General features: G+C 59.0%; 29 protein-coding genes. 6 read left to right on the forward strand and 23 right to left on the reverse strand.

The genetic code is table 11. From position 1 onward, the window contains the following. Genes dapF through HY36_RS04130 form a run of 4 tightly spaced genes read right to left on the reverse strand, consistent with a single transcriptional unit; the run spans nucleotide 1 to nucleotide 2,440 of the window. Entirely contained in the window at nucleotides 1-810 is an 810-nt protein-coding gene (dapF, locus tag HY36_RS04115) for a diaminopimelate epimerase (RefSeq protein WP_035548910.1), read from the reverse strand. Nucleotides 811-870: 60 nt separating this feature from the next. After that, nucleotides 871-1,287: a hypothetical protein gene (locus HY36_RS04120; RefSeq protein ID WP_035548912.1), complete on the reverse strand. Its 417-nt coding sequence runs from the start codon at nucleotides 1,285-1,287 to the stop codon at nucleotides 871-873. A gap of 44 nt (nucleotides 1,288-1,331) precedes the next feature. Continuing rightward, on the reverse strand, nucleotides 1,332-2,114 hold the full coding sequence (locus HY36_RS04125; protein WP_035548914.1) for an SDR family oxidoreductase: 783 nt from the start codon (nucleotides 2,112-2,114) through the stop codon (nucleotides 1,332-1,334). After that, on the reverse strand, nucleotides 2,111-2,440 hold the full coding sequence (locus HY36_RS04130; RefSeq protein ID WP_035548918.1) for a nuclear transport factor 2 family protein: 330 nt from the start codon (nucleotides 2,438-2,440) through the stop codon (nucleotides 2,111-2,113). The genes HY36_RS04125 and HY36_RS04130 overlap by 4 nt, the downstream gene beginning before the upstream one ends. A gap of 71 nt (nucleotides 2,441-2,511) precedes the next feature. Between HY36_RS04130 and HY36_RS04135 the strand changes: the two genes are divergently transcribed. Then, nucleotides 2,512-2,889 (forward strand): winged helix-turn-helix transcriptional regulator, encoded by a 378-nt coding sequence (locus HY36_RS04135; protein WP_035548921.1) that lies wholly within the window; start codon nucleotides 2,512-2,514, stop codon nucleotides 2,887-2,889. Between the two features lies 1 nt (nucleotide 2,890). Here HY36_RS04135 and HY36_RS04140 read toward each other — a convergent pair whose 3' ends face one another. From HY36_RS04140 to HY36_RS04155, 4 genes are all read right to left on the reverse strand, one after another. Further along, nucleotides 2,891-3,943 (reverse strand): MaoC family dehydratase, encoded by a 1,053-nt coding sequence (locus tag HY36_RS04140; RefSeq protein WP_035548922.1) that lies wholly within the window; start codon nucleotides 3,941-3,943, stop codon nucleotides 2,891-2,893. Nucleotides 3,944-3,981: 38 nt separating this feature from the next. After that, nucleotides 3,982-4,233, reverse strand: a complete 252-nt coding sequence (locus HY36_RS04145) for a hypothetical protein (RefSeq protein WP_162175946.1) — start codon at nucleotides 4,231-4,233, stop codon at nucleotides 3,982-3,984. Between the two features lie 76 nt (nucleotides 4,234-4,309). Next, nucleotides 4,310-4,657: an ArsC/Spx/MgsR family protein gene (locus tag HY36_RS04150; protein ID WP_035548927.1), complete on the reverse strand. Its 348-nt coding sequence runs from the start codon at nucleotides 4,655-4,657 to the stop codon at nucleotides 4,310-4,312. 55 nt (nucleotides 4,658-4,712) lie between these two features. Beyond that, nucleotides 4,713-5,597 (reverse strand): HpcH/HpaI aldolase/citrate lyase family protein, encoded by an 885-nt coding sequence (locus tag HY36_RS04155; protein ID WP_035548930.1) that lies wholly within the window; start codon nucleotides 5,595-5,597, stop codon nucleotides 4,713-4,715. Nucleotides 5,598-5,688: 91 nt separating this feature from the next. On the opposite strand from HY36_RS04155, the gene HY36_RS04160 reads away from it, so the two are divergent. Together HY36_RS04160 and HY36_RS04165 are read left to right on the forward strand one after the other, a co-directional pair. Then, the gene (locus tag HY36_RS04160; RefSeq protein WP_035548933.1) at nucleotides 5,689-6,792 is read left to right on the forward strand and encodes a serine hydrolase domain-containing protein; all 1,104 of its coding nucleotides are present in this window, start codon (nucleotides 5,689-5,691) and stop codon (nucleotides 6,790-6,792) included. Nucleotides 6,793-6,795: 3 nt separating this feature from the next. After that, a complete protein-coding gene (locus HY36_RS04165) occupies nucleotides 6,796-7,419 on the forward strand; it encodes a LysE family translocator (protein WP_035548935.1) in 624 nt (207 codons plus the stop codon). Nucleotides 7,420-7,511: 92 nt separating this feature from the next. On the opposite strand, the gene rarD is transcribed toward HY36_RS04165, so the two are convergent. Beyond that, complete coding sequence (rarD, locus tag HY36_RS04170; protein ID WP_035548938.1) at nucleotides 7,512-8,420, reverse strand: EamA family transporter RarD; 909 nt, start codon at nucleotides 8,418-8,420, stop codon at nucleotides 7,512-7,514. Between the two features lie 60 nt (nucleotides 8,421-8,480). Beyond that, complete coding sequence (locus tag HY36_RS04175) at nucleotides 8,481-9,524, reverse strand: aspartate-semialdehyde dehydrogenase (protein ID WP_035548941.1); 1,044 nt, start codon at nucleotides 9,522-9,524, stop codon at nucleotides 8,481-8,483. Between the two features lie 123 nt (nucleotides 9,525-9,647). Here HY36_RS04175 and HY36_RS04180 point away from each other — a divergent pair, with 123 nt between their 5' ends. Together HY36_RS04180 and HY36_RS04185 are read left to right on the forward strand one after the other, a co-directional pair. Continuing rightward, complete coding sequence (locus HY36_RS04180; protein WP_035548944.1) at nucleotides 9,648-10,019, forward strand: nuclear transport factor 2 family protein; 372 nt, start codon at nucleotides 9,648-9,650, stop codon at nucleotides 10,017-10,019. A gap of 6 nt (nucleotides 10,020-10,025) precedes the next feature. Beyond that, nucleotides 10,026-10,826, forward strand: a complete 801-nt coding sequence (locus HY36_RS04185) for a TIGR03084 family metal-binding protein (RefSeq protein WP_035548947.1) — start codon at nucleotides 10,026-10,028, stop codon at nucleotides 10,824-10,826. On the opposite strand, the gene leuB is transcribed toward HY36_RS04185, so the two are convergent. The 10 genes from leuB to HY36_RS04230 all read right to left on the reverse strand — a co-directional run bounded on the left by leuB (nucleotide 10,823) and on the right by HY36_RS04230 (nucleotide 18,315). Then, nucleotides 10,823-11,875: a 3-isopropylmalate dehydrogenase gene (leuB, locus tag HY36_RS04190; protein ID WP_035548950.1), complete on the reverse strand. Its 1,053-nt coding sequence runs from the start codon at nucleotides 11,873-11,875 to the stop codon at nucleotides 10,823-10,825. The genes HY36_RS04185 and leuB overlap by 4 nt on opposite strands. Nucleotides 11,876-11,962: 87 nt before the next feature. Continuing rightward, a complete protein-coding gene (locus HY36_RS18335; protein WP_155841697.1) occupies nucleotides 11,963-12,118 on the reverse strand; it encodes a hypothetical protein in 156 nt (51 codons plus the stop codon). Nucleotides 12,119-12,139: 21 nt separating this feature from the next. Beyond that, nucleotides 12,140-12,769 (reverse strand): 3-isopropylmalate dehydratase small subunit, encoded by a 630-nt coding sequence (gene leuD, locus HY36_RS04195; protein ID WP_035548952.1) that lies wholly within the window; start codon nucleotides 12,767-12,769, stop codon nucleotides 12,140-12,142. A 10-nt stretch (nucleotides 12,770-12,779) separates the two neighbouring features. After that, nucleotides 12,780-13,622, reverse strand: a complete 843-nt coding sequence (locus HY36_RS04200; protein ID WP_035548955.1) for a VOC family protein — start codon at nucleotides 13,620-13,622, stop codon at nucleotides 12,780-12,782. A gap of 6 nt (nucleotides 13,623-13,628) precedes the next feature. After that, complete coding sequence (gene cysK / locus HY36_RS04205) at nucleotides 13,629-14,612, reverse strand: cysteine synthase A (RefSeq protein ID WP_035548957.1); 984 nt, start codon at nucleotides 14,610-14,612, stop codon at nucleotides 13,629-13,631. A gap of 77 nt (nucleotides 14,613-14,689) precedes the next feature. Then, nucleotides 14,690-16,084 (reverse strand): 3-isopropylmalate dehydratase large subunit, encoded by a 1,395-nt coding sequence (gene leuC, locus HY36_RS04210; RefSeq protein WP_035548961.1) that lies wholly within the window; start codon nucleotides 16,082-16,084, stop codon nucleotides 14,690-14,692. Nucleotides 16,085-16,144: 60 nt separating this feature from the next. After that, a complete protein-coding gene (locus HY36_RS04215; RefSeq protein WP_035548963.1) occupies nucleotides 16,145-16,582 on the reverse strand; it encodes a SecDF P1 head subdomain-containing protein in 438 nt (145 codons plus the stop codon). A 96-nt stretch (nucleotides 16,583-16,678) separates the two neighbouring features. Then, a complete protein-coding gene (gene rplS / locus HY36_RS18865; protein WP_035548966.1) occupies nucleotides 16,679-17,245 on the reverse strand; it encodes a 50S ribosomal protein L19 in 567 nt (188 codons plus the stop codon). Beyond that, on the reverse strand, nucleotides 17,232-17,957 hold the full coding sequence (gene trmD, locus HY36_RS04225; RefSeq protein ID WP_051602496.1) for a tRNA (guanosine(37)-N1)-methyltransferase TrmD: 726 nt from the start codon (nucleotides 17,955-17,957) through the stop codon (nucleotides 17,232-17,234). Before trmD ends, rplS begins: the two co-directional genes overlap by 14 nt. A gap of 28 nt (nucleotides 17,958-17,985) precedes the next feature. Then, nucleotides 17,986-18,315, reverse strand: coding sequence for a DUF6614 family protein (locus HY36_RS04230; RefSeq protein WP_035548968.1), 330 nt, complete (start codon nucleotides 18,313-18,315; stop codon nucleotides 17,986-17,988). A 155-nt stretch (nucleotides 18,316-18,470) separates the two neighbouring features. On the opposite strand from HY36_RS04230, the gene HY36_RS04235 reads away from it, so the two are divergent. Further along, entirely contained in the window at nucleotides 18,471-19,220 is a 750-nt protein-coding gene (locus HY36_RS04235) for a glycosyltransferase family 2 protein (protein WP_035548971.1), read from the forward strand. A 19-nt stretch (nucleotides 19,221-19,239) separates the two neighbouring features. On the opposite strand, the gene HY36_RS04240 is transcribed toward HY36_RS04235, so the two are convergent. The 3 genes from HY36_RS04240 to HY36_RS17640 all read right to left on the reverse strand — a co-directional run bounded on the left by HY36_RS04240 (nucleotide 19,240) and on the right by HY36_RS17640 (nucleotide 22,205). Then, nucleotides 19,240-20,871, reverse strand: a complete 1,632-nt coding sequence (locus HY36_RS04240; protein ID WP_035548973.1) for a beta/gamma crystallin-related protein — start codon at nucleotides 20,869-20,871, stop codon at nucleotides 19,240-19,242. A 66-nt stretch (nucleotides 20,872-20,937) separates the two neighbouring features. After that, nucleotides 20,938-21,489, reverse strand: coding sequence for a ribosome maturation factor RimM (gene rimM, locus HY36_RS04245; protein ID WP_035548976.1), 552 nt, complete (start codon nucleotides 21,487-21,489; stop codon nucleotides 20,938-20,940). Between the two features lie 50 nt (nucleotides 21,490-21,539). Next, nucleotides 21,540-22,205, reverse strand: a complete 666-nt coding sequence (locus HY36_RS17640; RefSeq protein ID WP_051602497.1) for a beta/gamma crystallin-related protein — start codon at nucleotides 22,203-22,205, stop codon at nucleotides 21,540-21,542. Between the last annotated feature and the right edge of the window lie 137 nt (nucleotides 22,206-22,342).

Here is a 22,342-nt window from a genome sequence, read left to right on the forward strand (position 1 = left end):
TCAGATTTCCGTTTCGAATTCGAGTTCGACCGGTCCGGTCATATAAACACGGTCATCGGTTTCCCGCCATTCGATAGTCAATTCACCACCATCAAGGATCAGTTTTGCCGTGCGATCTGTCAGTTTCGCACGCGCCGCGCACACCAAGGCTGCACACGCTCCAGTACCGCACGCTTTGGTCAATCCGGCGCCGCGTTCCCAGACACGCAGGCGGATGGTCTGCCGGTCAATGACCTGCGCAAAGCCAACATTTACACCCTCAGGAAAGGTCGGATGCCACTCAACAAGAGGGCCGAGCGCCCGGATATCATAATCGTCAACATTCTTGACGAAAAAGACCGCATGGGGATTCCCCATCGAGACAACAGCAGGCCGGGCCAGCCAGGGATTGTCGATCGGACCGATCTTCACATCCACGCCGCGCACATCCATTTTTTCAGAAAGCGGAATGTCTTCCCACCCCATCAGGGGCGAGCCCATATCGACCGTGATCAGGCCGTTATCCGCAGAGAACGCCTTTAGCACGTCCGCCTCGGTCTGGATCGTCACCCGGTCCTTGCCAGTCTCGGCCAGAAGCAATTTTCCGACACAGCGCGTGGCGTTGCCACAGGCAGACACTTCAGTGCCATCTGCATTCCAGATACGCATGAACACGTCGCGCGCAACGTCCCGCTCCAGTGCAACGATCTGGTCAGCCTTCATATCTTTGGCAATCTGGCGCACCTGATCTGTGCTCGGCACGAACGAAGTCGACCGCGCATCGAAAATGGCAAACGCGTTGCCCGCACCATTCATCTTCCAGACTTTCATCCGTCAGCCCTTAAAGTGTTTATGTCGACCAGAAAAGTGGAACTTCGCGCGTGATAATCATCACTTGGGAAGACCGAAGGAGACAATCCAGCCCGAAACCTGGATTACGAGCGCGGTGATCAGCGCGCCGCCCACAAGCGGATGGGACACAAATATCGCAAGCGCGACCACAGACAGGCACGCATAGTCAACTAGATCGCTCGACATCAGCCAGCCCTGCGGCTGTCGCGCGCGCCGCACATCAAACAGGGTCACACTACGCCAGACACGGCCCATATCAGGTGGACCAAACGCCTCCTGCAGTCTCTTTGGATCACGTATACCGGTCATCTCCGCAAGGTCTGCAACCGTCGCCTCACCCAGTGCGACGTTGCGCTTTCGGGCAGACGTACCGATCAGGCTGACAATTGCCGAAAGCACCACCGCGAGCGCGATGGCGAATAGGGTAAAATCATCAAAAGGCCCGTATCCGCTCATGCGACCTCATATAGGGAAGCGTTGGCGAAACGGAAGCGCCTGCTTCAGACGGTTGGAACGGTTCCGCCATCGATGATGAATTCCGAACCCGTGATGGTGCCGGCTCGCGAAGAAGACAGGAACACGATCAGGTCCGCAACTTCCTCCGGGGTCGACGGACGCCCGATGGGTATACCCCCAAGAGACTGCATCAGCTTGTTTTCGGCGTCCGCATAATTGCTGCCATCTTCGCGCGCGATGCGGTTGACCAAATCAATGGAGGCTTGCGTCTTGATCCAACCGGGGGCCACCCTCAGAACCCGAATGCCCTTCGGTCCGACTTCCTTCGACAGGCTTTTGCTGTAAGCAGACAAAGCCGCCTTCGCGGCAGCATAGGCGGTTGTCGCTTCGGGCAAGGGCATCAGGCGCTGGATGGAACTGATGTGGACAATCGTACCGCTCCCCTGCTCGATCATTGTCGGCAGGAGGGCCCGGTCCAGTCGCACCGCCGGCATCAGGTTCCGGTCCAGTTCCTTCCGCCATTGCGCATCATCCAACACCGAGAAGCCGCCAGATGGCGCATCGGAACCACCCGCCACATGCACAAGTATGTCCACGCCACCCAACCGCTCCAGGGCTTGGCGGGCGAGATGCGCGCATCCTTCAGCGGTGCTCAGATCGCTTGCCACGAACTTCACACCCGGAGGCAGGGCCTGCGGTTGGCTGCGCGCGGTTGTCAGGACATTGGCGTCCAGCGCCGCAAAGCACTCAACCACTGCGTGGCCAACGCCCCTGGTCCCGCCTGTGACCAGAACGCGACGCTGGTGGAAATCCAGGCTCCAGCTCATGGCTTGATCTCCAGCGCTGCGATCTGATCATCCCGGAGCGTGAAAAAGTAGCGCAGCTGCACGGGACTGCCTGGAAAATTGCCTTCGACACGTCCGGTCACCACATATTGTTCGCCAGCCTTCTCCGCTTCCAACGGGGTGACCTGATAGGACGTGGTCGCCTTGGCTTCCAGCTTCCAGACCTTTATCGCGTCCCGGCCCTGATAGGTCTTCTGCTCGTCGATTACGACGGCCTCAACCGAAAACAAGTCTGACAGGCTGTCGGTATCATTCGTCGTCTCTGTCTCGAAATACCGATGAATCGTAGAGGGAAGTTCAATGGACATATGCACCTCCTGTCCGGCAGTCCGGAATGGACTGTCTTGCGGAAAAGCCGATATCGATCTAGCCAGAATAAATGACAAGTACGGACAAAAAAGTGGGGTACTTACCCGAAAGTGTGCGCCCGGAGTATACGCCGCTGTCTGCCGCAGAGGGTGTGGAGGCTGCGCTGCGTGTGCTGGAAGGCCGATGGAAGATTCTTATTCTCTTCCATCTTTTCGGCGAGCGATTGATGCGTTTCTCCGATCTCGAACGGGCAATTCCGACCGTGTCCCAGAAGATGCTGATTCAACAGCTACGCAAACTGGAGGCCGACGGCCTTGTGAGGCGCATCGTTCATCCCGAAGTGCCGCCTAGAGTGGAATACTGCCTCACAGACTGGGGCGAAAAGCTCCGCCCGGCGCTCGATGCACTTCTTCTCTGGGGTGAACGAAAACCGGAAGGCGAAGCCTGACCTAGCGCTCGCGCGGAATGGCGGCCCAGTAGTCAAAGTCTAGCAACACGCCATCGGCGTATTTGCCATCTTCTGTCTTGTAGGCGAACGCGCCCGGATCCTGATCTTTCACCGCGACGAGTCGAAGACGCAGTGCGCCGACATTGTCAGATAGCTCAGCCTTCTCGAGCACTTCGCTCCAGGCATAGATCGTGTCTCCTGCGAACAGTGGGCTCGCATGGGTGCCGGCGTTGATCGCGAGCATGTGTCCGGCATTGGCCAAGCCATTGAATGCCAGTGACCGCGCAATTGAAATGACAACACCGCCATAGATCAGACGCTTGCCGAACCGGCTCGACTTCTGACCATGGGCGTCAAAATGAACTTTTGCTGTGTTCTGATAGAGGCGCGTCGCGATCTGATGCTCCGCCTCTTCAACAGTCATGCCGTCGACATGATTGATCTTCTCACCGACCTCATAGTCTTCAAACATGTGCTCGCTTCCGGAGAGGGATGTGTCCCAACTGTCCATTGCCGCGAAGCCAGATAGTTCAACGCCCGGCACGCTTTTGGGCAGGTCCGGGATCACGGCTTCAGGCGCTGGAGAACTCGCATCACGCTTGTTGACCATCACCCAGCGCACAAAGGACATGACCTCTTCACCGCGCTGGTTTGTGCCGCGAGTGCGAACCCAGACGACACCGGTCTTGCCGTTGGAATTCTCCTTTAGGCCAATGACTTCAGACACCGTATTCAAGGTATCGCCCGGCATAACCGGCTGCGAGAAGCGACCATCAGCGTATCCGAGATTCGCGACAGCATTCAGAGACACGTCTGGAACAGACTTGCCGAAAACAACATGGAACGCGTGCAGCGGGTCTATCGAGAGGCCTGGATATCCGGCCGCCTTCGCGAACTCGGAAGAGGAATACTGCACGAAACGTCCGCCGGTGAGCGCGCGATAGAGCGCGATGTCACCTTCCGTCAGCGTCTGTGGCGTTGCGTGCACAAGTGGCATGCCAACAGAAAAATCTTCGAAGAAATGGCCGGGATTGGATTTCGATGTGCTGGTCATACGCCCCTCAGGTCAGTTGGGGGCAATATTTCCCGGCGTCAGGCCGCGACATGCCCCAGATACAGATCGGCGATCACCTGACCGTCACTGGCACTGGAAATCAAGGCCGGTGAGACGAAGGGCAGCAGGAGGATACCTATGGTAGCGGTCGCAAGCAGGCCGCACATCATCTGCTGCTCTCGATTCTCAGAAAATTCGTCCAGCATGCGCGGTCCGGCGAGCATGTATGGCACGCCCAGCGTGCAAAAAGCGGAGAAGGCGACCAGAAGGCCAGCAAGAATCATGAACACGATCATGATCCTGCTGTGCCAGACAGTGGTTGAGGCTTCGCGTGGAAGATCTGTGAAATTTCACAGACCTTCCCGGCTATTTCAGTTCGAGCATGGTCTCGATCGGGCGACCAAGCGCAGCTTTCTTGCCCTTTATCAGGATCGGTCTCTGGATGATCTTCGGGTTCGCAGCCATTGCCGCGTAAATTTCGTCGTCCGTTGATGTCGCATCAATGCCAACATCCGTCGCGTTCTTGTCGCGCAAAAAAGCGCGGGGCGAGTCAGCCCCGAGTTTCTTGGCGATATCTCGCAACTCGCTTTCGCCAAGCTGCTCTGATGCGTTCATGTATTTTCGGATCTTTGGATCAATGCCGTTCTCCTGCAGAAGGGCGAGCCCCTTTCGAGATGTGCTGCAGCCGGAATGGTGAAGATATGTGTAGGTCATGTCGATGCCTGAATGCGTAAGTGTTTACCCTGAAACTACCCGATATCGTGGCGCATCACGCCTCGAAAGCGCGAATAGCCTTGTCCATCTCCACAGCGCGGCGGGCTTCCTCAAGATGCAGCAGTTCCGTCATTTTGCCGTTCACCTTCAAAACGCCTTTGCCTGCGTTCTCGGGATCGGCAAACGCTTCGATTACAGCTTGGGCATGCTCCACATCATGAGGGCTCGGGGCGAACACACGGTTTGCTGTATCGAGCTGCGAAGGGTGGATCAGCGTTTTGCCGTCGAAGCCCAGATCGCGACCTTGCTCGCACTCATCGATCAGGCCCTGCTCATTCTTGATGTCATTGTAGACCCCATCAATCGCGATGATGTTGTAGGCACGCGCGGCGGCCACGGACAGTTGAAGGGCCGTTTGAAACGCTAGGCGGTCCGGCGTCATCCGCGCGCGGTACTCTTTTGCAAGATCATTGGTGCCCATGACAAAAGTCGTCAGGCGTGTGCGGCCCACGGCTTCTGCGATGTCCTTGATGTTCAGGATGGCCTTCGGCATCTCAATCATAACCCAAAGCCCCATATCGGCAGGAGCCCCGGCCCGGCTCATCGCATCATCAAGACGGTCGATATCGCTGCCATCTATGACTTTCGGTGCCAGCAAGGCATGTGCGCCCGAATCCACCGCCATTTTAAGGTCTGCCTGCCCCCATTCGGTGTCCAGACCGTTCATGCGGACGACGATTTCACGATGTCCGTAGCCGCCCCCCTGTATGGCAGCGCGGATCGTTTCCCTCGCCGCCTCTTTCGCGTCGGGAGCAACAGCATCCTCGAGGTCCATGATAACCGTATCGGCGGCGAGAGATTTGGCTTTTTCCAAGGCACGCTCATTCGCACCGGGCATGTAAAGGCAGGAACGGCGGGGACGGTGAAGCGCTTCAGGCATGGATGGGCATTTCCTCGATTGTTTGACTTGTTCGGCGAAAACAGGTGAACCGTCACTGTCCAAAGATCAATAGCTCCAAAGGTCGCCCTTCATGACTGCATCCCCGATTGCTGGCATCGTCGAACCTAGTTTTGAAGCCGTCCGAGATGCGTTCGACAAGAACTTTGCGGATGGCGAAGAACTCGGCGCCGGCTTCGCGGTGATCAAGGATGGAGACGTTGTCGTAAATCTCATCGGCGGCTGGGCTGACCGCAAGAAGGAAGCACCCTGGACGAACGAGACGCTCGTGCCGGTGTACTCCACAACAAAGGGTATTGCTGCTCTTGTTCTGGCCCATCTGGTCGAGCGCTTGCCAGCGGGCTTCGAAACGGCTGTCGCAGATGTCTGGCCAGAATTTTCAGCCAATGGAAAAGGCGATGTCACCATCGGACAGGTTGCCAGCCATCAGGCAGGCTTGCCGGGCTTCCCCGATGAGATCGATCCAGAACTCTGGCTGGATCCTCCCTCCTGCGCGGCCGCCCTCGCTGAACTCACTCCGATGTGGCCTCCCGGAAGCGCGCATGGCTACCATCCGTTGAGCTGGGGCTATCTGGTTGGAGAGATCGCCCGCCGCATAAGCGGAGAGACGCTGGGCACCACCTTGCGCAGCCTGTTCCCGAATATTGATTTCATGATTGGAACGCCCGCCAGCGAACACGATCGCTGCGCCGATATTCAGCGCCCGCGCGCCCTCGCCGACCTTGGCGAAATCACCCCGGCCCGGCGGGCCGCCTTTATCAGTAAATGGTCTGCGCCCAATCGCGGCGGCGCAATCTGGCGGGAGATCGAAATTCCGTCAGCCAACGGCCACGGCACTGCCCTCTCTGTTGCCCATTTGTACGAAACCTACACAAAGGGCGGCGGCGCATTGATGAATGCGACGACATTCGATGCCCTCTCCTCGGCGCGGACTCATGGGCCAGATCTCGTCCTCCCCATGATCACGAGCTTCGGCGCGGGCATCATGCACAACACGCATGGCCTGTTTGGGCCAGAACCCACCACGCTCGGTCATTGCGGCTGGGGGGGCTCAATGGCCATCGCGGACCAGCGCAACGGATTAACCTGCGCCTATGTGATGAACCGTCAGTCCAACATCCTTGTCGGTGACCCGCGCGCCGTGCGCCTTGTCGAAGCCGCCTATGAGTGTCTCTGATCGATGTTGAGCCATGTAGACTGGGCAGCTTTCCTGGTCGCCATGGCGGCCATTGAACTCACGCCCGGTCCGAACATGGGATGGTTGGCGGCATTATCCGCACAACGAGGGCGACGTGCCGGCATGTTGGCGGTCTGTGGGATCGCCCTTGGACTGACCGCCCAGTTAATGGCCGCAGCCACGGGCCTTTCTGCCCTGCTCGGGCAGATGCCTGTGCTGTACGAAATGCTCCGTTGGTCCGGGGTCGCCTTCATGGTTTTCCTCGCCTACGAAGCGTGGCAGGACACAGGCGAAACGTCGCCCCTCAATCGAAATAATGCGGATGGTTTCTGGCGCGGGTTGGTGGCAAACCTGCTGAACCCCAAGGCTTTGGTGTTCTACGTCGTTGTCGTCGGACAATTCGCCAATGCCCAAGTCGGGCCGGTCTGGCTTCAGATCACCGCATTGGGGGTGATTCATGTCGCGATTGCCACCTTCATACACACCCTGATTGTTCTGCTGGGCGCACGCTTGGGCACTACACTTGAAACCTATCGAACCGCACCGGTCACCCGTGGCGTGTTCGCCATCATGATGCTGGCCATAGCCGCGTGGATTGCCGTCTCTACAGGGAACACGTGCAACTAGTTGGCACGAAGATTGCGAGAATGTGATCGGAGGCAACTCCAATCATGCTAAATCCCCTTTGGCCTCGGCAAATATTGCGCCGAGGCCCTTTTTTAGCTGACACGCGCCGCCCGAGCCAGCCGCCGCGCCTTTGCTTCTCCCATCACACTGTCAGTGGTGAACACGACGAGTGCGGTCCAGATAAAGCCAAATGCGGCAGCGTGAGTCCAACCGAACGGTTCCCTGAACAAAAGCACGGCGATCAGGAACTGAAGTGTGGGCCCGACATATTGCATCATACCGATGGTCGAGAGTTTCAATCGCCGTGCAGACAGCGCAAACAAGATCAGCGGTACCGATGTTATCGGTCCGGCCGCCACCAGCAACGCAACATCCCACCCCCCATCTCCGAACACGCGCGCGTCAGGCTGCCCCGCAACCCAGGCCAGCCAGCTGACGGCAAAAGGCACCAGCAACAAGACTTCCATCAGGAAGCCCGCACGGCTGTCGATTGCGACTTGTTTTCGGATGAGGGAGTAACAGGCAAATGTCATGCACAGGAACAAAGCAACCCAGGGCACGCGTCCGAATGCGACAGTCAGTATACCAACGCCGACTGTTGCAATGGCCACCGCAATCCATTGCGCGATCCGCAAGCGCTCGGAGAAGAAAATCATGCCGAATACGACATTCACCAGCGGATTGATGTAGTAGCCGAGCGACGCCTCCATCGTCCTGCCAGCATTCACGGCCCAGATATAGCATCCCCAATTCGCCCCGATCAGCAGACCGGAGATGAGAAGCCATTTCAGCTTGTCCCATTTCACGGCGGCGCGGACGTCGCGCCAGTTCGCGGCAATGGCTATGAAAATCAGAGCGGTGGGGACGGACCAGACCACGCGATGTGCAAGCAGGTCTGCCGCACCGATGTGCTGCATCAGCCGGATGTAGAGCGGCAAGCTCCCCCAGATGAAATAGGCCCCCAGGCCGGCAACAAATCCAAGGCGTGTTTCAGCGTTCATGGCCCAGCGCCTAGCACTGAGCCATGAGAAAAAGCCACCCAATTATTGCTTCGAAGCGTGTCAGTTCGTGACGACAGGCTGTTTTTCCGGTTTCAGTATGCCGCGGTTCAGGAGTTCCTCGGCAATTTGAACCGCATTCAATGCGGCGCCTTTGCGCAGATTGTCAGAGACACACCAGAAAGCGAGGCCATTTTCAACGGTCGGGTCGACACGAACACGGGAGATGTAAGTCGCCCATTCGCCCACGCACTCTTTCGGCGTGATGTAGAGTTCTTCCTTCGGATCGTCGACCAGCATGATGCCTGGGCTTTCGCGCAGGATTTCCTTGGCCTGTTTTGCACTCATCGGCCCGGCAAGCTCAACATTCACGGCTTCCGAATGGCCAACAAAAACTGGCACGCGCACACAGGTCGCGGTCAGTTCAATGGCTGGGTCGAGAATTTTCTTCGTCTCGACGCGCATTTTCCACTCTTCCTTGGTGAACCCATCGTCCATGAAGACATCGATCTGAGGGATCACGTTGAAGGCGATTTCCTTTTGGAAGACTTCCGGGGTCGGCTCGTCATTCACGAACACACCGCGTGTCTGATTCCAGAGCTCGTCCATCGCATCCTTGCCTGCGCCAGACACGGATTGATAAGTCGAGCAGACAACGCGCGTGATGCCCACGGCATCGTGTAGCGGCTTCAGCGCCACAACCAGCTGCGCCGTGGAACAGTTCGGGTTCGCGATGATCATCTTCTTCTTGTAGTCCAGCACCGCTTCGCCATTGCACTCGGGAACAACCAGCGGCACATCCGGGTCCATCCGCCATGCGGACGAATTGTCGATGGTAATCGCACCGGCCTTCGCAATTTTCGGCGCCCACTCCTTGGCGGTCGACCCGCCGGCAGACATGAGGACGAGATCGACCTGCGAAAAGTCGAATTGCTCAATATCGTGACACTTCAGGGTGCGGTCCCCATAGGAAACTTCCTTGCCAAGAGACCGGCGGGAGGCAACCGCGAACACTTCATCGGCGGGGAACATACGTTCCTCCAGAATGTTCAACAGTTCGCGTCCGACATTACCTGTTGCGCCGACGACTGCGATCCGGGTGGCCATGATATTACTGCTCCTACAAAATGAACCGGGCTTATGGCGCATCTTGGACGTTTGTTAAAGCCTGTTGCTAATGACTTGCTGCTAAGGCAGACCTGACAAGGCGCGACCATTGGAGCTGAAGCCATGCTGAATGACGTGATCAACCGCTATCTCGCCTGTTACAATGCACGCGATATTGACGGCATGCTCGATTGCGTGACGCAAGATGTCGTTTTCGAGAATATCTCGAATACGGGTCAATCCATGCGTCTTGATGGGAAGGACATGATGCGACAGGTTGCAGAACTGTCCGGCAACGCATTTTCCTACCGTCGTCAAAGACTCGTCAATCTCGTAAGCGGCGACGGAAAAGCCGCCGCGGAGATCGAGTTTGAAGGCAAGGCCGCGGTCGATTTGCCCAATGGGGTCAAGACCGGCGAGACCGTAAAAGTCCGAGGCGCTAGTTTCTTTGAATTTCGGGGCGATCTGCTGTGTCGTATCGCTGATTACAGCTAAGCAGTCATGCAACAGACTACGGATTTTCTCGATGAAACGAAGACGCTGTCGGACCTGATCGCGCCACTTGATGACTCCGACTATCTTCAGGAAACGGCGTTCAAGGCCTGGACCATAGATATGGTATTGCGTCACTTGCACTTCTGGAACAAGGGCGCCCTGCTTTCAGTTACAGATGAAACCGCTTTTGAAGCGCTTGTCGTTGACCTGACAAACGCGCTTCGCGATGGGGCCCTCCCTGCCCATGAGGAGGCCCATTTCAATGGACTTTCCGGCCGCTCCCTTCGGAGCGAATGGCTCCAACTGGCGCACAAGACAGCAGACCTTTTCGCGTCGACAGACCCGGGGCTGCGCCTCAAATGGGTCGGCCCAAGTATGAGCGCGCGCTCGTCAATTACCGCCCGCTTGATGGAAACATGGGCACATGGACAGGAAGTATACGACCTGCTCGGAGTAACCCGCCAGAATGCCGACCGTATCCGGAACATCGTCGTGCTGGGTGTGAACACGTATGGCTGGACATTTGCGAACCGGAAGCAGCCGGTTCCTGAGCCAATGCCCTATCTGCTCTTGACCGCACCTTCCGGAGAGGAATGGACATTTGGCAATGAGCAAGCCGATGAGCGCATCACCGGACTCGCCGAAGAATTCTGTCAGGTCGTTACGCAGGTCCGGAACATCGCGGATACCAACTTATCCGTCACTGGCTCAAACGCTGCGGCCTGGATGGAACAGGCCCAGTGTTTTGCCGGACCACCCAATCCCCCGCCTGCGCCCGGCACGAGATTCATGCGTCCTCGGAACTAGAGAGCGGCGATAATCGCATCCGCCATCTGGCGCGTAGTCAGCTCACCACCGAGGTCACGCGTTCGCGCGCCTTTCTCAAGCGCTGAACCGACCGCTGCGAACAGGGCATCCGCAGCCTTCTCGCGGCCCAGAGACCAGCGAAGGGCCATTTCCAGAGACAGGATAGCCGCACACGGATTGGCAATCCCCTGTCCTGCTATGTCCGGGGCGGACCCATGTACAGGCTCATAAAGCCCCGGCGTGCCTTCATCGCCCAGAGACGCGGATGGCAGCATGCCGATTGAACCGGTCAACATGGCGGCTTCATCCGACAGGATATCTCCGAACAGGTTGCCCGCAAGAATCACATCGAACTGTTTTGGGGCCCGGACCAGTTCCATCGCGCAGGCGTCAGCGTACATATGACTTAGTTCAACACCCGCGCCGTGCTCGGCGTGCGCCAAGGTTACTTCCTGGCGCCAGAAGAGACCAGTCTCCATAACGTTTGACTTCTCTACTGAGCAGACACGGCCATCGCGACCGCGCGCAACCTCAAATGCCACACGCGTCACGCGCTCGACTTCCGGATGGGTATAGATAGATGTGTCGTACCCGCGGCGCAGGCCGCCCTTTTCATCGATGCCCCGCGGGGTTCCGAAATAAACGCCGCCCGTCAGCTCCCGCACGATCATGATATCGAGGCCTTGAACGATTTCCGGTTTCAGGCTCGACGCGCTCACGAGGGCCGGGAAACAGAAAGCAGGGCGAAGATTTGCGAAAACATCCAGCCCTTTGCGCAAGGCCAGCAACCCGGCCTCCGGGCGCTTGTCGCGAGAAACGCCATTCCATTTCGGTCCGCCAACCGCCCCCAGGAGCACCGCATCCGATTTGCGTGCCAGGTCCAGTGTATCATCCGTCAAGGGTGTGCCGTGCGCGTCATAGGATGCACCGCCAACCAGACCTTCCTGAAGCTCCAGGTCCGGGGCCACCACACCTGCCAGACGGCGTACTTCGGCAACCACTTCCGGGCCAATTCCATCACCGGGCAAAAGAAGAAGGGTCTGTTTCACTGTGAGGCTCCAATTACGAAATTAGTTAGGAAAGAGGCAGCGTCTGCGTCAGCTGCATGGCGCGGTGTGACATCGATCAAATCTGGATCAGTCGCCCTTGTCGGACGCCTCATCGTTTTTGTCCTGAACCTTTTCAGGAAGCTTCACATTCACTTCCGGCTTCACGCCGAAAGGGTCAGTATGACACGCAGAAACCGAGAGTACAGCAAAACAACCCACAATAGCCAAAGCGAGTTTCATCATCTCAGTCACCTCCAGAACGGATTAGTTCGCTTTTTCCAACCAAGGCATAGACACGCGCCGTTTCGCTTCGAACGTATCGATCTCAGAAGCCGCCATCATGGAGCTACCGATCTCATCGAGGCCAGCCATCAAATTCGCCTTGCGCCCTTCGTCCACCTCGAATGCGAAAGTTTCGCCGTCCGGCGCGGTGACGATCTCGGCTTCCAGGTCCACCGTAAAGACGTGGTTCGCACCACCTGCCTGATCCGCCAATTTCTGGCAGACATCAACTGGCAACCGGACAGGCAAGATCCCGTTCTTGTAGCAATTGTTGTGGAAGATATCGGCAAAACTCGGCGCGATAACGCAAGTAATCCCCTGGTCCAGCAAAGCCCAGGGCGCGTGCTCACGAGAGGATCCGCAACCGAAATTTTCACCCGCGATCAGGATGCTCGCTTTCGCATATTCAGGACGGTTCAAAACGAAATCAGCTTTTGGCGATCCATCGGACAGCGTTTTCAACTCGTGGAACAGGCCTTTCGACAAGCCCGTGCGTTCCGTCGTCTTCAGAAATTGCTTTGGAATAATCATGTCAGTGTCGACATTGGACATTGGCTTGCCCTTTTCGAGCAAAGGCGCAGCCGTTCCGGTAAGTTGGGTAAATGCTTTCATGAGCGGCTTCCTAGCGTGAAGAATGAGCGATGAACAGAGTGGGTACGCCGAGCGTGCCGTCGCGGACAGTAAAGACAGTCGAGCCAGGCTTCCGGCCAGTTCGCTGTTCAGAGACATTGAACCCGGCTTCGGTCAATCGCGCATGAGCCGCGGAAAGATCGTCCACTTCCCAGGTCAGGCCCCAGATACTGTCAGACGCAGACGGGTCATGCGTCTCTCCCAGACGATGGATCACCTCAAACGTCAGACCGCCGGTGCGGAAAAACAGGAACCGCGTCTTCCATTCCTCCCGGGTCCGATCGAGCGCCAGATCCAGTCCCAAGCGCGCGCCGTACAGACCCAACGCCCTGTCAGGATTGGGTGTGTTGATGACAACATGATCGAGAGATTTGGCACTGCTCGCCAGCGCATCTGCCAAGGGCAATGATGACTCCGGGCTGACAACAAACGTCTTCACACCGGCCGTTTGGGAGTCCGAACACCGAAAACGTGACCATTTGCGCGTTTTGCCGTCGATTTCGTTCGTACTGGCACCTCCAGCAACTTCATCCGGCATCAGGCCGCGGCGCGTCAGCTTGTGATGTGCCAGAGCGATATCGTCAGTGCCGAAGGCCAGGCTTTTCAGCCCGGGCCCCTCTTCCGAGATGATTTCACGCAACCGGTCAGCGACAGTCCCCTCCCCATCCGGCGCCATCAGTTCGAGGCTTGTATTGCCCAGTCTGAAGAGCGCCGTCGCAGCTCCGCCGGATGACGCCCGCCAGTCTACTGACCGCCCAAGCAGGCGCTCATAAATGGCAGTCCCCATCGCGATATCGGGGCAGACGAGAACGAAATGATCGAGACCGGAGATCATGTGTCGTTAGAGGCCCTCAAAAAGCGCCGTCGAGACATAACGCTCAGCAAAACTCGGCAGGATCACGACCAACGTCTTCCCCGCCATGTCGTCGCGCGTTCCGACCTTCACCGCCGCTGCGGCCGCCGCGCCTGAAGAGATGCCGCCCGGTATGCCTTCAAGCCGGGCCAGTTTGCGAGCCGTTTCAAACGACCCCTCATTTGAAACTTTGACCACTTCATCTATCAGGCTGGTATCGGCATTCCCCGGAATAAAGCCGGCGCCAATACCCTGGATCATATGTGGTCCGGGCTCTCCACCAGACAGGACCGGGCTACCTTCCGGCTCGATTGCCATCATCTTCAGGCCCGGCTTGCGCGCCTTCAGCAACCGGCCACAGCCTGTAAATGTGCCGCCCGTGCCGATGCCGGACAGCACGGCGTCGACTGCGCCATCCGTATCTGTCCAGATCTCTTCAGCCGTCGTCTTCTCGTGGATTTCCGGATTGGCCGGATTGTCGAACTGGCTCGGCATAACGGCGCCGGGTGTTTCAGACAGAATTTCCTGCGCCTTGGCGATGGCGCCGCCCATCCCCTTCTCTTTCGGGGTCAGAACCAGCTCGGCGCCGAGATAGGCCAGCATCTTGCGCCGCTCGATGGACATGGATTCCGGCATGGTCAGGATCAGGCGATAGCCCCGGCTGGCCGCCGCAAAGGCGAGGCCGATGCCGGTGTTTCCAGACGTCGGCTCAACCAGCACGCCGCCCGGTGACAGCTTGCCGCTGGCTTCCAACTGCACGATCATGTTGAGCGCGATCCGGTCTTTTACGCTGGCGAGTGGATTGAAGAACTCGCACTTGAAGAGAAGATTGGCCTTGATGCCTTCGGACTCCGCAAACTTCGGCGCAGCCACCAGTGGCGTCGAGCCAACGGTTTCCAGGATCGAGGCATAGGTCCGCCCGCGCGGGCCATCCAGCTTGATGTTTCCGGGCAGTGTGACGGTAGTGCTCATGGGTTTGCTCCCTCGGCTTTGATCTGATGTGGCGGACTATCTGCCCAAGCCGCGCCAGACGCAACTGAAGGATCGGTTTAGCCAATCACACCATGCACAGCGGCGCGCGCTGCCAAGGCTGGACTCATCAGATGGGTCCGGCCGTCGCGGCCCTGACGGCCCTCGAAATTCCGGTTGGATGTCGACGCGCAGCGCTCGCCCGGAGCCAGCGTGTCCGGGTTCATGCCAAGGCACATGGAACAGCCCGGCTCGCGCCATTCAAACCCGGCCTCGATGAAAATCTCGTCGAGCCCTTCGGATTCTGCCTGTGCGCGCACGAGGCCTGATCCCGGCACAACCATCGCCCGCACGCCCTCGGCCACCTTGTTGCCCTTGGCCACTTCGGCGGCGGCGCGCAGATCCTCGATCCGGCTATTCGTGCAAGAGCCGATGAAAACGCGTTGCACGGGCGTGCCCTTGATCGGCGTGCCGCCTTCCAGCCCCATATAGGCCAGCGCGCGTTCGCAGGCTGCGGCCTTGACCGGGTCAGCAAAATCTTCCGGTTTCGGAATTATGCCAGATAGCGGAATGGCCTGTTCCGGGCTGGTGCCCCAGGTCAGCGTCGGCTCTACATCCTCACCCTTGATGCGAACGACTTCATCAAACACTGCGTCATCGTCGGAGAACAACGTTTCCCAATAGGATTTCGCAACATCCCAAGCGCCACCTTTCGGTGAGGCGGGGCGGCCTTTCATATAGTTAAAAGTTGTTTCGTCGGGCGCGACCAGACCCGCCCGCGCGCCGCCTTCAATGGACAGATTGCACAGAGTCATGCGCCCCTCCATGCTCAGCTTGCGGATGGCTTCGCCGCGATACTCCATCACATAACCGGTGCCTCCGGCGGTGCCGATGACGGAAATAATATGCAGCGCAAGGTCCTTGGCGGTCACGCCTTCGCGCAAATCGCCCGTGACTTCGATGGCCATGTTCTTGGACTTTCGTGCCCGCAGGGTCTGCGTCGCCAGAACATGCTCAACTTCAGACGTTCCGATCCCGTGCGCCAGAGCGCCGAATGCCCCATGTGTGGAGGTGTGGCTATCGCCGCAAACAATGGTCATGCCCGGCTGGGTGCGCCCCTGCTCCGGCCCGACCACATGCACAATCCCGTTTCGAATATCGCCCATCGGGAAATACTCGATGTCGTATTCGGCCACATTACGGGTCAGTGTTTCCAGTTGGTTGCGAGCCTCCGGATCTTGCACGCCTGCGAGACCTGCAGCCTGATTTTCAGTTGGCGTATTGTGATCTGCCACGGCAAGCGTCAGGTCGCGGCGGCGGACACCGCGGCCTGCGGCCTTCAAACCGGCGAAGGCCTGGGGCGTGGTGACCTCATGGATCAGGTGCAAATCGATGTAGAGCAGGCTTTCGCCGCTCTCATCAGTGTGCACCACATGCGCGTCCCAGATCTTGTCGTAAAGTGTCTTGCCAGCCATTGGGCCCATTCCTGTTATGTCGCGGCGCACAATAGCGACGCGCGCCCGGCTGGAAAGGGGTTAATTGGCGCGGGGCGACTCTTGATCACAGGGCGGTGCCAGCCTCACGGCCAGCACATCCAGCTGATCGATCTCGAAATCACCTGACACGAGAATATTCCCGCCGGAAATTCGTTCCATCACTCTGGGAGACATGAGAACTTCATCGTCAATACGCAAGGGCACCGCCTCCCCGATATGCGCTTCCGTGATAGCCGCGAGCTTTGCTGCACTTTCGTCATCGAACTTGATCGACAGCGCTGGCCGGCCCGTCGCATCTTCCGTCGCGGTGGCTTGGATGCGATAGGGTTTGAACTCCGTATCCGCGATCGACAGGATACCTTGCGGAACATCCGGCGGGCGGCAGGCCGGTACCGAGATGCGCAACGCATCTTCTTCCACGGGCTGGCATGCGGGCAAGGCAACGAGAATGGTGAGCAAGGCGGTCAGGCGTTTCATGGCCCCAAGGCTGACACAGATTCGAAGCGCCCAAAAGCAAAAACGCCCCAACCTTTCGGCGGGGCGTTCTTGAATGACCGGCCTGTAGCCAGATCTCTATTCTTCGGCAGCGCCTTCTTCGGAGGCTGCAGCAGCTGCTTCAGCTTCAGCAGCTGCGGCCGCGGCGGCCTCTTCAGCAGCTTTCGCTTTTGCAGCTTCTTCGCGAGCCTTCGCAGCAGCTTCCTTGCGGGCTGCTTTTTCAGCGTCTTTCTGGCGACGGCGCTCGGTCTTGGAAACGGCGATCTCGACCGTCTCAATACCGTGGCCTGTGGTACGCTCTGCGATACGGGCAGACTTACCGCGACGGTCGCGCAGATAGTAGAGTTTTGCACGGCGCACGCGGCCTTTGCGCTTCACTTCAATGCTCTCGATCATCGGAGAGGCCAGCGGGAACACACGCTCGACGCCTTCACCGAAAGAGATCTTGCGAACCGTGAAGCTCTCATTGATGCCACCGCCTGCGCGGGCAATGCAGACGCCTTCAAAGCGCTGGACGCGCTCACGGTCGCCTTCCTTGATGCGGACGTTCACGGACAGCGTGTCACCCGGGGAAAATTCCGGAATGTTCTTTTCGCCGACAACGCGGGAAAACTCTTCCGCTTCGAGCTGTTCAATCATGTTCATCGCCTGTCTCCGGCGGTTGTAATTCGTTGGTCTTGGAGTAAGCGGCGTATAAATCGGGGCGGCGCTCAAATGTCAACGACTTTGCGCTGTTAAACCGCCATTCTTGTATGCGTTTGTGGTCTCCAGACAGCAGAACCTCCGGAGTCGGGTGCCCTTCCCACTCTCGCGGCAGCGTATACTGGTCATGTTCGAGCAATCCGGTCTCAAAGGATTCCTCATCCAGAGAGGCTTCGTTTCCCGCGACACCAGGCAACAGGCGCACGACGGCTTCCGTCATCGCCATGGCCGCCACCTCTCCACCGGCCAGCACGAAATCCCCAATCGACACTTCTTTCAGGCCGCGCGCACGGATCACCCGCTCGTCCAGTCCCTCAAACCGGCCGCACATCATCACCATGCCCGGCCCGATCGACAATTCCCGCGCCAGCTTCTGCGAGAATGGCTCTCCGCGCGGAGACAGATAGATCAGGGGCTTCCCGGCCGTGTCGATGCTGTCCAGCGCTGCGGCTGTCACATCCGGACGCAGCACCATGCCAGCCCCGCCCCCGGCCGGGGGCGCATCGACATTCTTGTGCTTTCCGAGGCCGAAATCGCGCAGCTGGACCGTTTCATAGTCCCAGATGCCCTCCCTGCGCGCACGTTCCAGGATGGACACGCCGAGCGGCCCGGGAAAGGCTTCGGGACACAAGGTAATGAAACTCGCTTTGAACATGAGCCGAGCCTTTACAGCAGGCACGCGCTCAGGTCGACCAATCCGGCCAGTCGCGGAACAGGCCAAATTTGATGTTTGTCACCATGGCATTTGCGCTGAAGTGCAGCTCGTCGGTCTCGCCTGTCCGCGCCGCAGCAGAACGGAAAGCCGTATCAAGTTGGGCAAGATCGCGTGTTTCGATCATGATATGGAATTCGCGCACATCGTCCGGTCTGAGGCCCAGCTTGCATCGCATCATGCGCCAGGTTTCGATCCGGCCATCGTCTTTCATATGGTCGAGAAACGCTGGCAACGCCTTGGCGAAGGCCCGTTCATCGGTTCCCGGCTTCAGATCGAACCAGATGTGATAGATGTCCACGTGCGCGCTCCGCTGTTCACTCGTTTGATGCCCTGATCAGATCGGGCTGGCAATTGCCCTGCCCGTCTAAAGACGGACGGGCCAGGCAATCTGTGACACAGGCCGTGCAGCACTCGAGACTGGACCGGTTACGCGCCACGCTCTACTGCAATACTATGCCAGACACGCCTGCCCTCTCTGTCCTGATCCCGTTCTTCAATGAAGAAGGCAATGTGCACCCGGTCATCGACGAGGTGCACGAGCAACTCGCGGGCATCAGTTTCGAGATTGTCTGCGTGAATGATTGCTCGTCCGACGCCACCGAACGGGAGTTGGCCGAAGCCAAGGCGAAACACCCGGATACCGTGGTCGTGTTCAATCACGTCGAACGCAGGGGCAAGTCAGCGGCCCTGTTCACTGGTTTGAAGTCCGTGCGGGGCCAGTGGGTACAGCTGCTCGACGGGGATGGCCAGAATGACCCGGCGGACACAGCACGGCTCTGGAAGACCATCATTGTACCCGGCGCGTCGCCCCGGCTCGGCATCATTGCGGGCAAACGCAACAGCCGGAATGATTCCGGCTTCAAATGGCTGCAATCGCGTGTCGCAAATGGTGTGCGCCGTTTCGTGCTGCAGGATGATGCGACCGACACTGGCTGCGGCTGGAAGCTGATCCGTACTGAAGCCTTCCGGGACCTGCCCTTCTTCGCCTCCATGCACCGTTTCCTGCCTGCCCTGATCAAGCGGGCCGGATGGGATGTGCGCGAAGAAATGGTGAATGACCGAAAGCGTCTGGCTGGCCAGTCCAAGTATGGCTTTCTGGGCCGTCTGGGCGCTGGCATTTTCGATCTGGTCGGCATGTTCTGGCTGATCCGCCGCGGCGGATACGGCATCGCCCGCGAGTGGCACGACCCGCGGGCGAATTAACAGCCTGACCGCCTAAACTCTAGTTCTTGTGAACTTCACCGCCGCCGCGATTGCGGAGGGCTTTGGGCATATTGTTCGAGCGCTGCTGTTGCTGCGGGCGCGGCTGGGGCTTGGGCTGCGGCCGAGGCTGTGAACGCTGTTGCGGTGCGGCACGTTGCGGCTGGCGCTGGACCTGAGGTCTGGCCTGGCGCTGAGGTCGGGCCTGTTGCACTGCTGGCTGGCGAACCTGTTGCCGTTGTTGGGGACGCGGGCGGCTTTGCTGCTGCACGCGCGGGCGCTCCTGACGGCGTGGCTGGGCATTCTGAAGCGCTTTCGGACGCTGGCCCATGTCTACGCGTTGTGGCTGCCGCGGCGTTGTCGTCGGGCGTCGCTCTGTCTCGACCCGTGTGCGCGGTGTCGTAATCTGTCGCCGAGGCGTCGCGTTTTGTCGCGCACGGTTCGTATCCTGTCGCTGGATGTCGCGGCGGTCTGGCTGGACGGCGCGCACATTTGGTCGGGGGCGCTGCGGCGAGCCAATATTTGCCTTCTGAGGCGCACGCACCGGCGCAGCATTGTGCGGACGGCGAACAGGCGTTTTCCCGGCACCATTCGGCCCGCCTGCCAGAGCATTGGGCCCTGACGGAGTGACAGCCTGAACATTTCCACCGCGACGGCCACCGCGATCCCCGCGGTCACCATCTCCACGACCGTTCCGGCCATCATGGCGGCCATCACCAGGCCGGTCGCCCCGCCCTCCCCGATCGCCGCGCGGAACGTCGCCCACCGGCCGGATGGAGGAGATATTGTCGTTCAGGCGCAGGCCATTCAGGCGAGAAGTCGATGCGTCGACGATCTGGCACCGGCCCCGGAAATTGGCGTGTTCGCACACTTCCCATTTGCCGGAATTGATACGCAGCGACGACACATTGTCGTTGAAGCGATAGCGGCTGAGATCGGAAATGCCCTTGTTCAGACCAAGCGACGCGCCGCGTTCATAGGAATCCGTGTACAGCGTGACAGCGCCATTGCGCGCGCCATAATGACCTTTCAGCGGCTTGTGCCGGGTCTTGTAATGACGGTGACGACCATAATTCGGATTGGCACCATACCGCGTCCAGCCAAAGCCATAGGGACCGTGACCAAGCCCCGGATTATAGTAGCCATAGCTGCGGTAATGCGGGGAATAGCCATAGTGATACACGCTGACCCGCGTGCTGCTGCCGTAGCCATAGCTGTAATCATCATAGCCATAGCGCGCATTATCGGCATAGCGGATGTATCCGGACCGGTCGCGATTGAACATCAGGCCATGCTCGGCCTCAGTGTATTCATAGATCGGACGGACCGACGTCAGCTCGCCATCAAGGCCATACCAGCCCAAATCCTGCACATCGCCGCGAATGAACACACAGCGCCCCGTGAAGTCGCTATGCTCGCAGAGCTCCCACGCGCCGGACAGCACGGCCACAGATTGCGCCCGGTCATTGAAGTAATAGTCGTGAAGGGTCGATACCGGCTCGAACACTTCGCGGACCTCTCCGCGGAAATCCTCGCCCGTGAACAGCATCAGCCCGGCTGGCTGGGGGTCCGTCTCGTATTGCGCAGCAGCCGTTCCCGCGACAGCGAGCGGGATGGCTAGTGTCGCGCCAAGGCGTATCAGACTGGCAAGCATGGGCATGTCCCTCATTCGTCTCGCAGTCTTTATGACAGAGCCAGCCTGAACAAGCGGCAACATGGATCAGTCGGCGCGGTCGCCCTCTTCTGCCGGGGCTGCCCAATCTTCAAGGGTGGGGATAACAACACGGCCCGCCGCCAGGTCGACCGTCGGCACATCTGCCAGCGTGAACGGCACGAGCACAGTGTCGCCTCCGACGGAGAGGCGAACTTCAAGCAGATCGTCTGCGCCGAAATTCTGCACGGCCTTCACGCGGCCTGCAGGCTCGCTGCCCCCGGAATAGACCTTCAGGCCAACCAGGTCTTCGATGTAGAATTCGTCGTCTTCGGTGTCCGGCAATTGCGCGCGCGGCACGTGCAGCAGCGTACCGCGCAGGCCGTCCCAGTCTTCCTTCTGTTTCTGCTCTTTCGGGCGGACGATGAAATGGTCCTTGCCCGGCCGCGCCGAAACCGGCGTCAGCACGGGTTTTCCGCCCTCATCCACCAACGCGCCATAGGTGAACACATCATCCGGGTCTGCGGTGAAACTCTTCACGCGCACATCGCCGCGCACGCCATGCGCGCCCTTGATGACGCCCACAACGATCAGTCGGTCAGGATTGGAAGTCTCGCTCATCCCGCCTCTCTAGCGGGCGGGATGAGGAGTGCAAGCGGTCAAGCGCCGTTCTAGCGCCGGCCGCGATAGGCCCGGATGGACGAGATGTTGTCATTCATCCGGATCGGTTTCAGGTCGCCTGCCCCGGCCTGGAGGACTTCGCAACGACCCCGGAAGTTCGCATGTTCGCAGACCTGCCACGTGCCACCCGTGATCAGGAATGAACTCGCGCGGTCATTGAAGCGATACTGGCTGAGGTCTGCCACATCATGGCTTATCTCGATGGCCTGGCCACGCTGGGCCGAATCCTGGAACAGGACGAGTTCGCCACCCCGTCTGCCCCGATGGCCCTTGCCGCGATCCCCGCGATAGGAAACGGGACGCAGGGAAGAGACATTATCATTCAGCCGATAGGCATTCAGGCGCGCGGTGGATGAATCCACGATTTCGCACCGGCCCCGAAAATTGGCATCGGTACACAGCTCCCACGCGCCGGAGCGGAGCGTGATGGAAGAGGCCCGGTCATTGAAGCGCAGGCGCGACAGGTCTGGCTCTGCGCCATTGATACGCACGCCCGCGCCGGAAAAGCGCGCATCGGCATGCAGGATCACCCCGCCTCCGCCGCCACGATAAGAGGCATCTTGATACCTGCCCCAGTCTGCGCTGGCCGGAAGGGCAAACGCCGCCACGCCAAGCATGGCCAGGGGAAGGCTTTTGGAAAATGGTGTCTTCAGCATGTCGGGTCTCCTTTCGAGTCAGGCTCGTTTTAGAAGACACGATCTGAACGCCGATCTGGTTCCCTGTTGTCTTTCGTTCAGTCTTTGCTGCGCACACGAAAAAGGCCGGCACCCGCAAGGGGCACCGGCCATATCCC

It is taken from the genome of Hyphomonas atlantica corrig. (assembly GCF_000682715.1).
Taxonomy (GTDB): domain Bacteria; phylum Pseudomonadota; class Alphaproteobacteria; order Caulobacterales; family Hyphomonadaceae; genus Hyphomonas; species Hyphomonas atlantica.

What these genes read in the sequence shown, in the direction of transcription:
- rplS (WP_035548966.1), bottom strand. Translation starts at nt 17,245, where the DNA reads ATGAACATGATTGAACAGCTCGAAGCGGAAGAGTTTTCCCGCGTTGTC.
- HY36_RS04240 (WP_035548973.1), bottom strand. Translation starts at nt 20,871, where the DNA reads ATGCTTGCCAGTCTGATACGCCTTGGCGCGACACTAGCCATCCCGCTC.
- HY36_RS04185 (WP_035548947.1), top strand. Translation starts at nt 10,026, where the DNA reads ATGCAACAGACTACGGATTTTCTCGATGAAACGAAGACGCTGTCGGAC.
- HY36_RS04200 (WP_035548955.1), bottom strand. Translation starts at nt 13,622, where the DNA reads ATGATCTCCGGTCTCGATCATTTCGTTCTCGTCTGCCCCGATATCGCG.
- HY36_RS17640 (WP_051602497.1), bottom strand. Translation starts at nt 22,205, where the DNA reads ATGCTGAAGACACCATTTTCCAAAAGCCTTCCCCTGGCCATGCTTGGC.
- HY36_RS04180 (WP_035548944.1), top strand. Translation starts at nt 9,648, where the DNA reads ATGCTGAATGACGTGATCAACCGCTATCTCGCCTGTTACAATGCACGC.
- rarD (WP_035548938.1), bottom strand. Translation starts at nt 8,420, where the DNA reads ATGAACGCTGAAACACGCCTTGGATTTGTTGCCGGCCTGGGGGCCTAT.
- HY36_RS04155 (WP_035548930.1), bottom strand. Translation starts at nt 5,597, where the DNA reads ATGCCTGAAGCGCTTCACCGTCCCCGCCGTTCCTGCCTTTACATGCCC.
- dapF (WP_035548910.1), bottom strand. Translation starts at nt 810, where the DNA reads ATGAAAGTCTGGAAGATGAATGGTGCGGGCAACGCGTTTGCCATTTTC.
- HY36_RS04215 (WP_035548963.1), bottom strand. Translation starts at nt 16,582, where the DNA reads ATGAAACGCCTGACCGCCTTGCTCACCATTCTCGTTGCCTTGCCCGCA.
- HY36_RS04120 (WP_035548912.1), bottom strand. Translation starts at nt 1,287, where the DNA reads ATGAGCGGATACGGGCCTTTTGATGATTTTACCCTATTCGCCATCGCG.
- HY36_RS04135 (WP_035548921.1), top strand. Translation starts at nt 2,512, where the DNA reads ATGACAAGTACGGACAAAAAAGTGGGGTACTTACCCGAAAGTGTGCGC.
- HY36_RS04140 (WP_035548922.1), bottom strand. Translation starts at nt 3,943, where the DNA reads ATGACCAGCACATCGAAATCCAATCCCGGCCATTTCTTCGAAGATTTT.
- HY36_RS04165 (WP_035548935.1), top strand. Translation starts at nt 6,796, where the DNA reads ATGTTGAGCCATGTAGACTGGGCAGCTTTCCTGGTCGCCATGGCGGCC.
- trmD (WP_051602496.1), bottom strand. Translation starts at nt 17,957, where the DNA reads ATGTTCAAAGCGAGTTTCATTACCTTGTGTCCCGAAGCCTTTCCCGGG.
- HY36_RS18335 (WP_155841697.1), bottom strand. Translation starts at nt 12,118, where the DNA reads ATGATGAAACTCGCTTTGGCTATTGTGGGTTGTTTTGCTGTACTCTCG.
- HY36_RS04130 (WP_035548918.1), bottom strand. Translation starts at nt 2,440, where the DNA reads ATGTCCATTGAACTTCCCTCTACGATTCATCGGTATTTCGAGACAGAG.
- cysK (WP_035548957.1), bottom strand. Translation starts at nt 14,612, where the DNA reads ATGAGCACTACCGTCACACTGCCCGGAAACATCAAGCTGGATGGCCCG.
- HY36_RS04235 (WP_035548971.1), top strand. Translation starts at nt 18,471, where the DNA reads ATGCCAGACACGCCTGCCCTCTCTGTCCTGATCCCGTTCTTCAATGAA.
- HY36_RS04160 (WP_035548933.1), top strand. Translation starts at nt 5,689, where the DNA reads ATGACTGCATCCCCGATTGCTGGCATCGTCGAACCTAGTTTTGAAGCC.
- HY36_RS04175 (WP_035548941.1), bottom strand. Translation starts at nt 9,524, where the DNA reads ATGGCCACCCGGATCGCAGTCGTCGGCGCAACAGGTAATGTCGGACGC.
- rimM (WP_035548976.1), bottom strand. Translation starts at nt 21,489, where the DNA reads ATGAGCGAGACTTCCAATCCTGACCGACTGATCGTTGTGGGCGTCATC.
- leuD (WP_035548952.1), bottom strand. Translation starts at nt 12,769, where the DNA reads ATGAAAGCATTTACCCAACTTACCGGAACGGCTGCGCCTTTGCTCGAA.
- leuC (WP_035548961.1), bottom strand. Translation starts at nt 16,084, where the DNA reads ATGGCTGGCAAGACACTTTACGACAAGATCTGGGACGCGCATGTGGTG.
- HY36_RS04125 (WP_035548914.1), bottom strand. Translation starts at nt 2,114, where the DNA reads ATGAGCTGGAGCCTGGATTTCCACCAGCGTCGCGTTCTGGTCACAGGC.
- HY36_RS04150 (WP_035548927.1), bottom strand. Translation starts at nt 4,657, where the DNA reads ATGACCTACACATATCTTCACCATTCCGGCTGCAGCACATCTCGAAAG.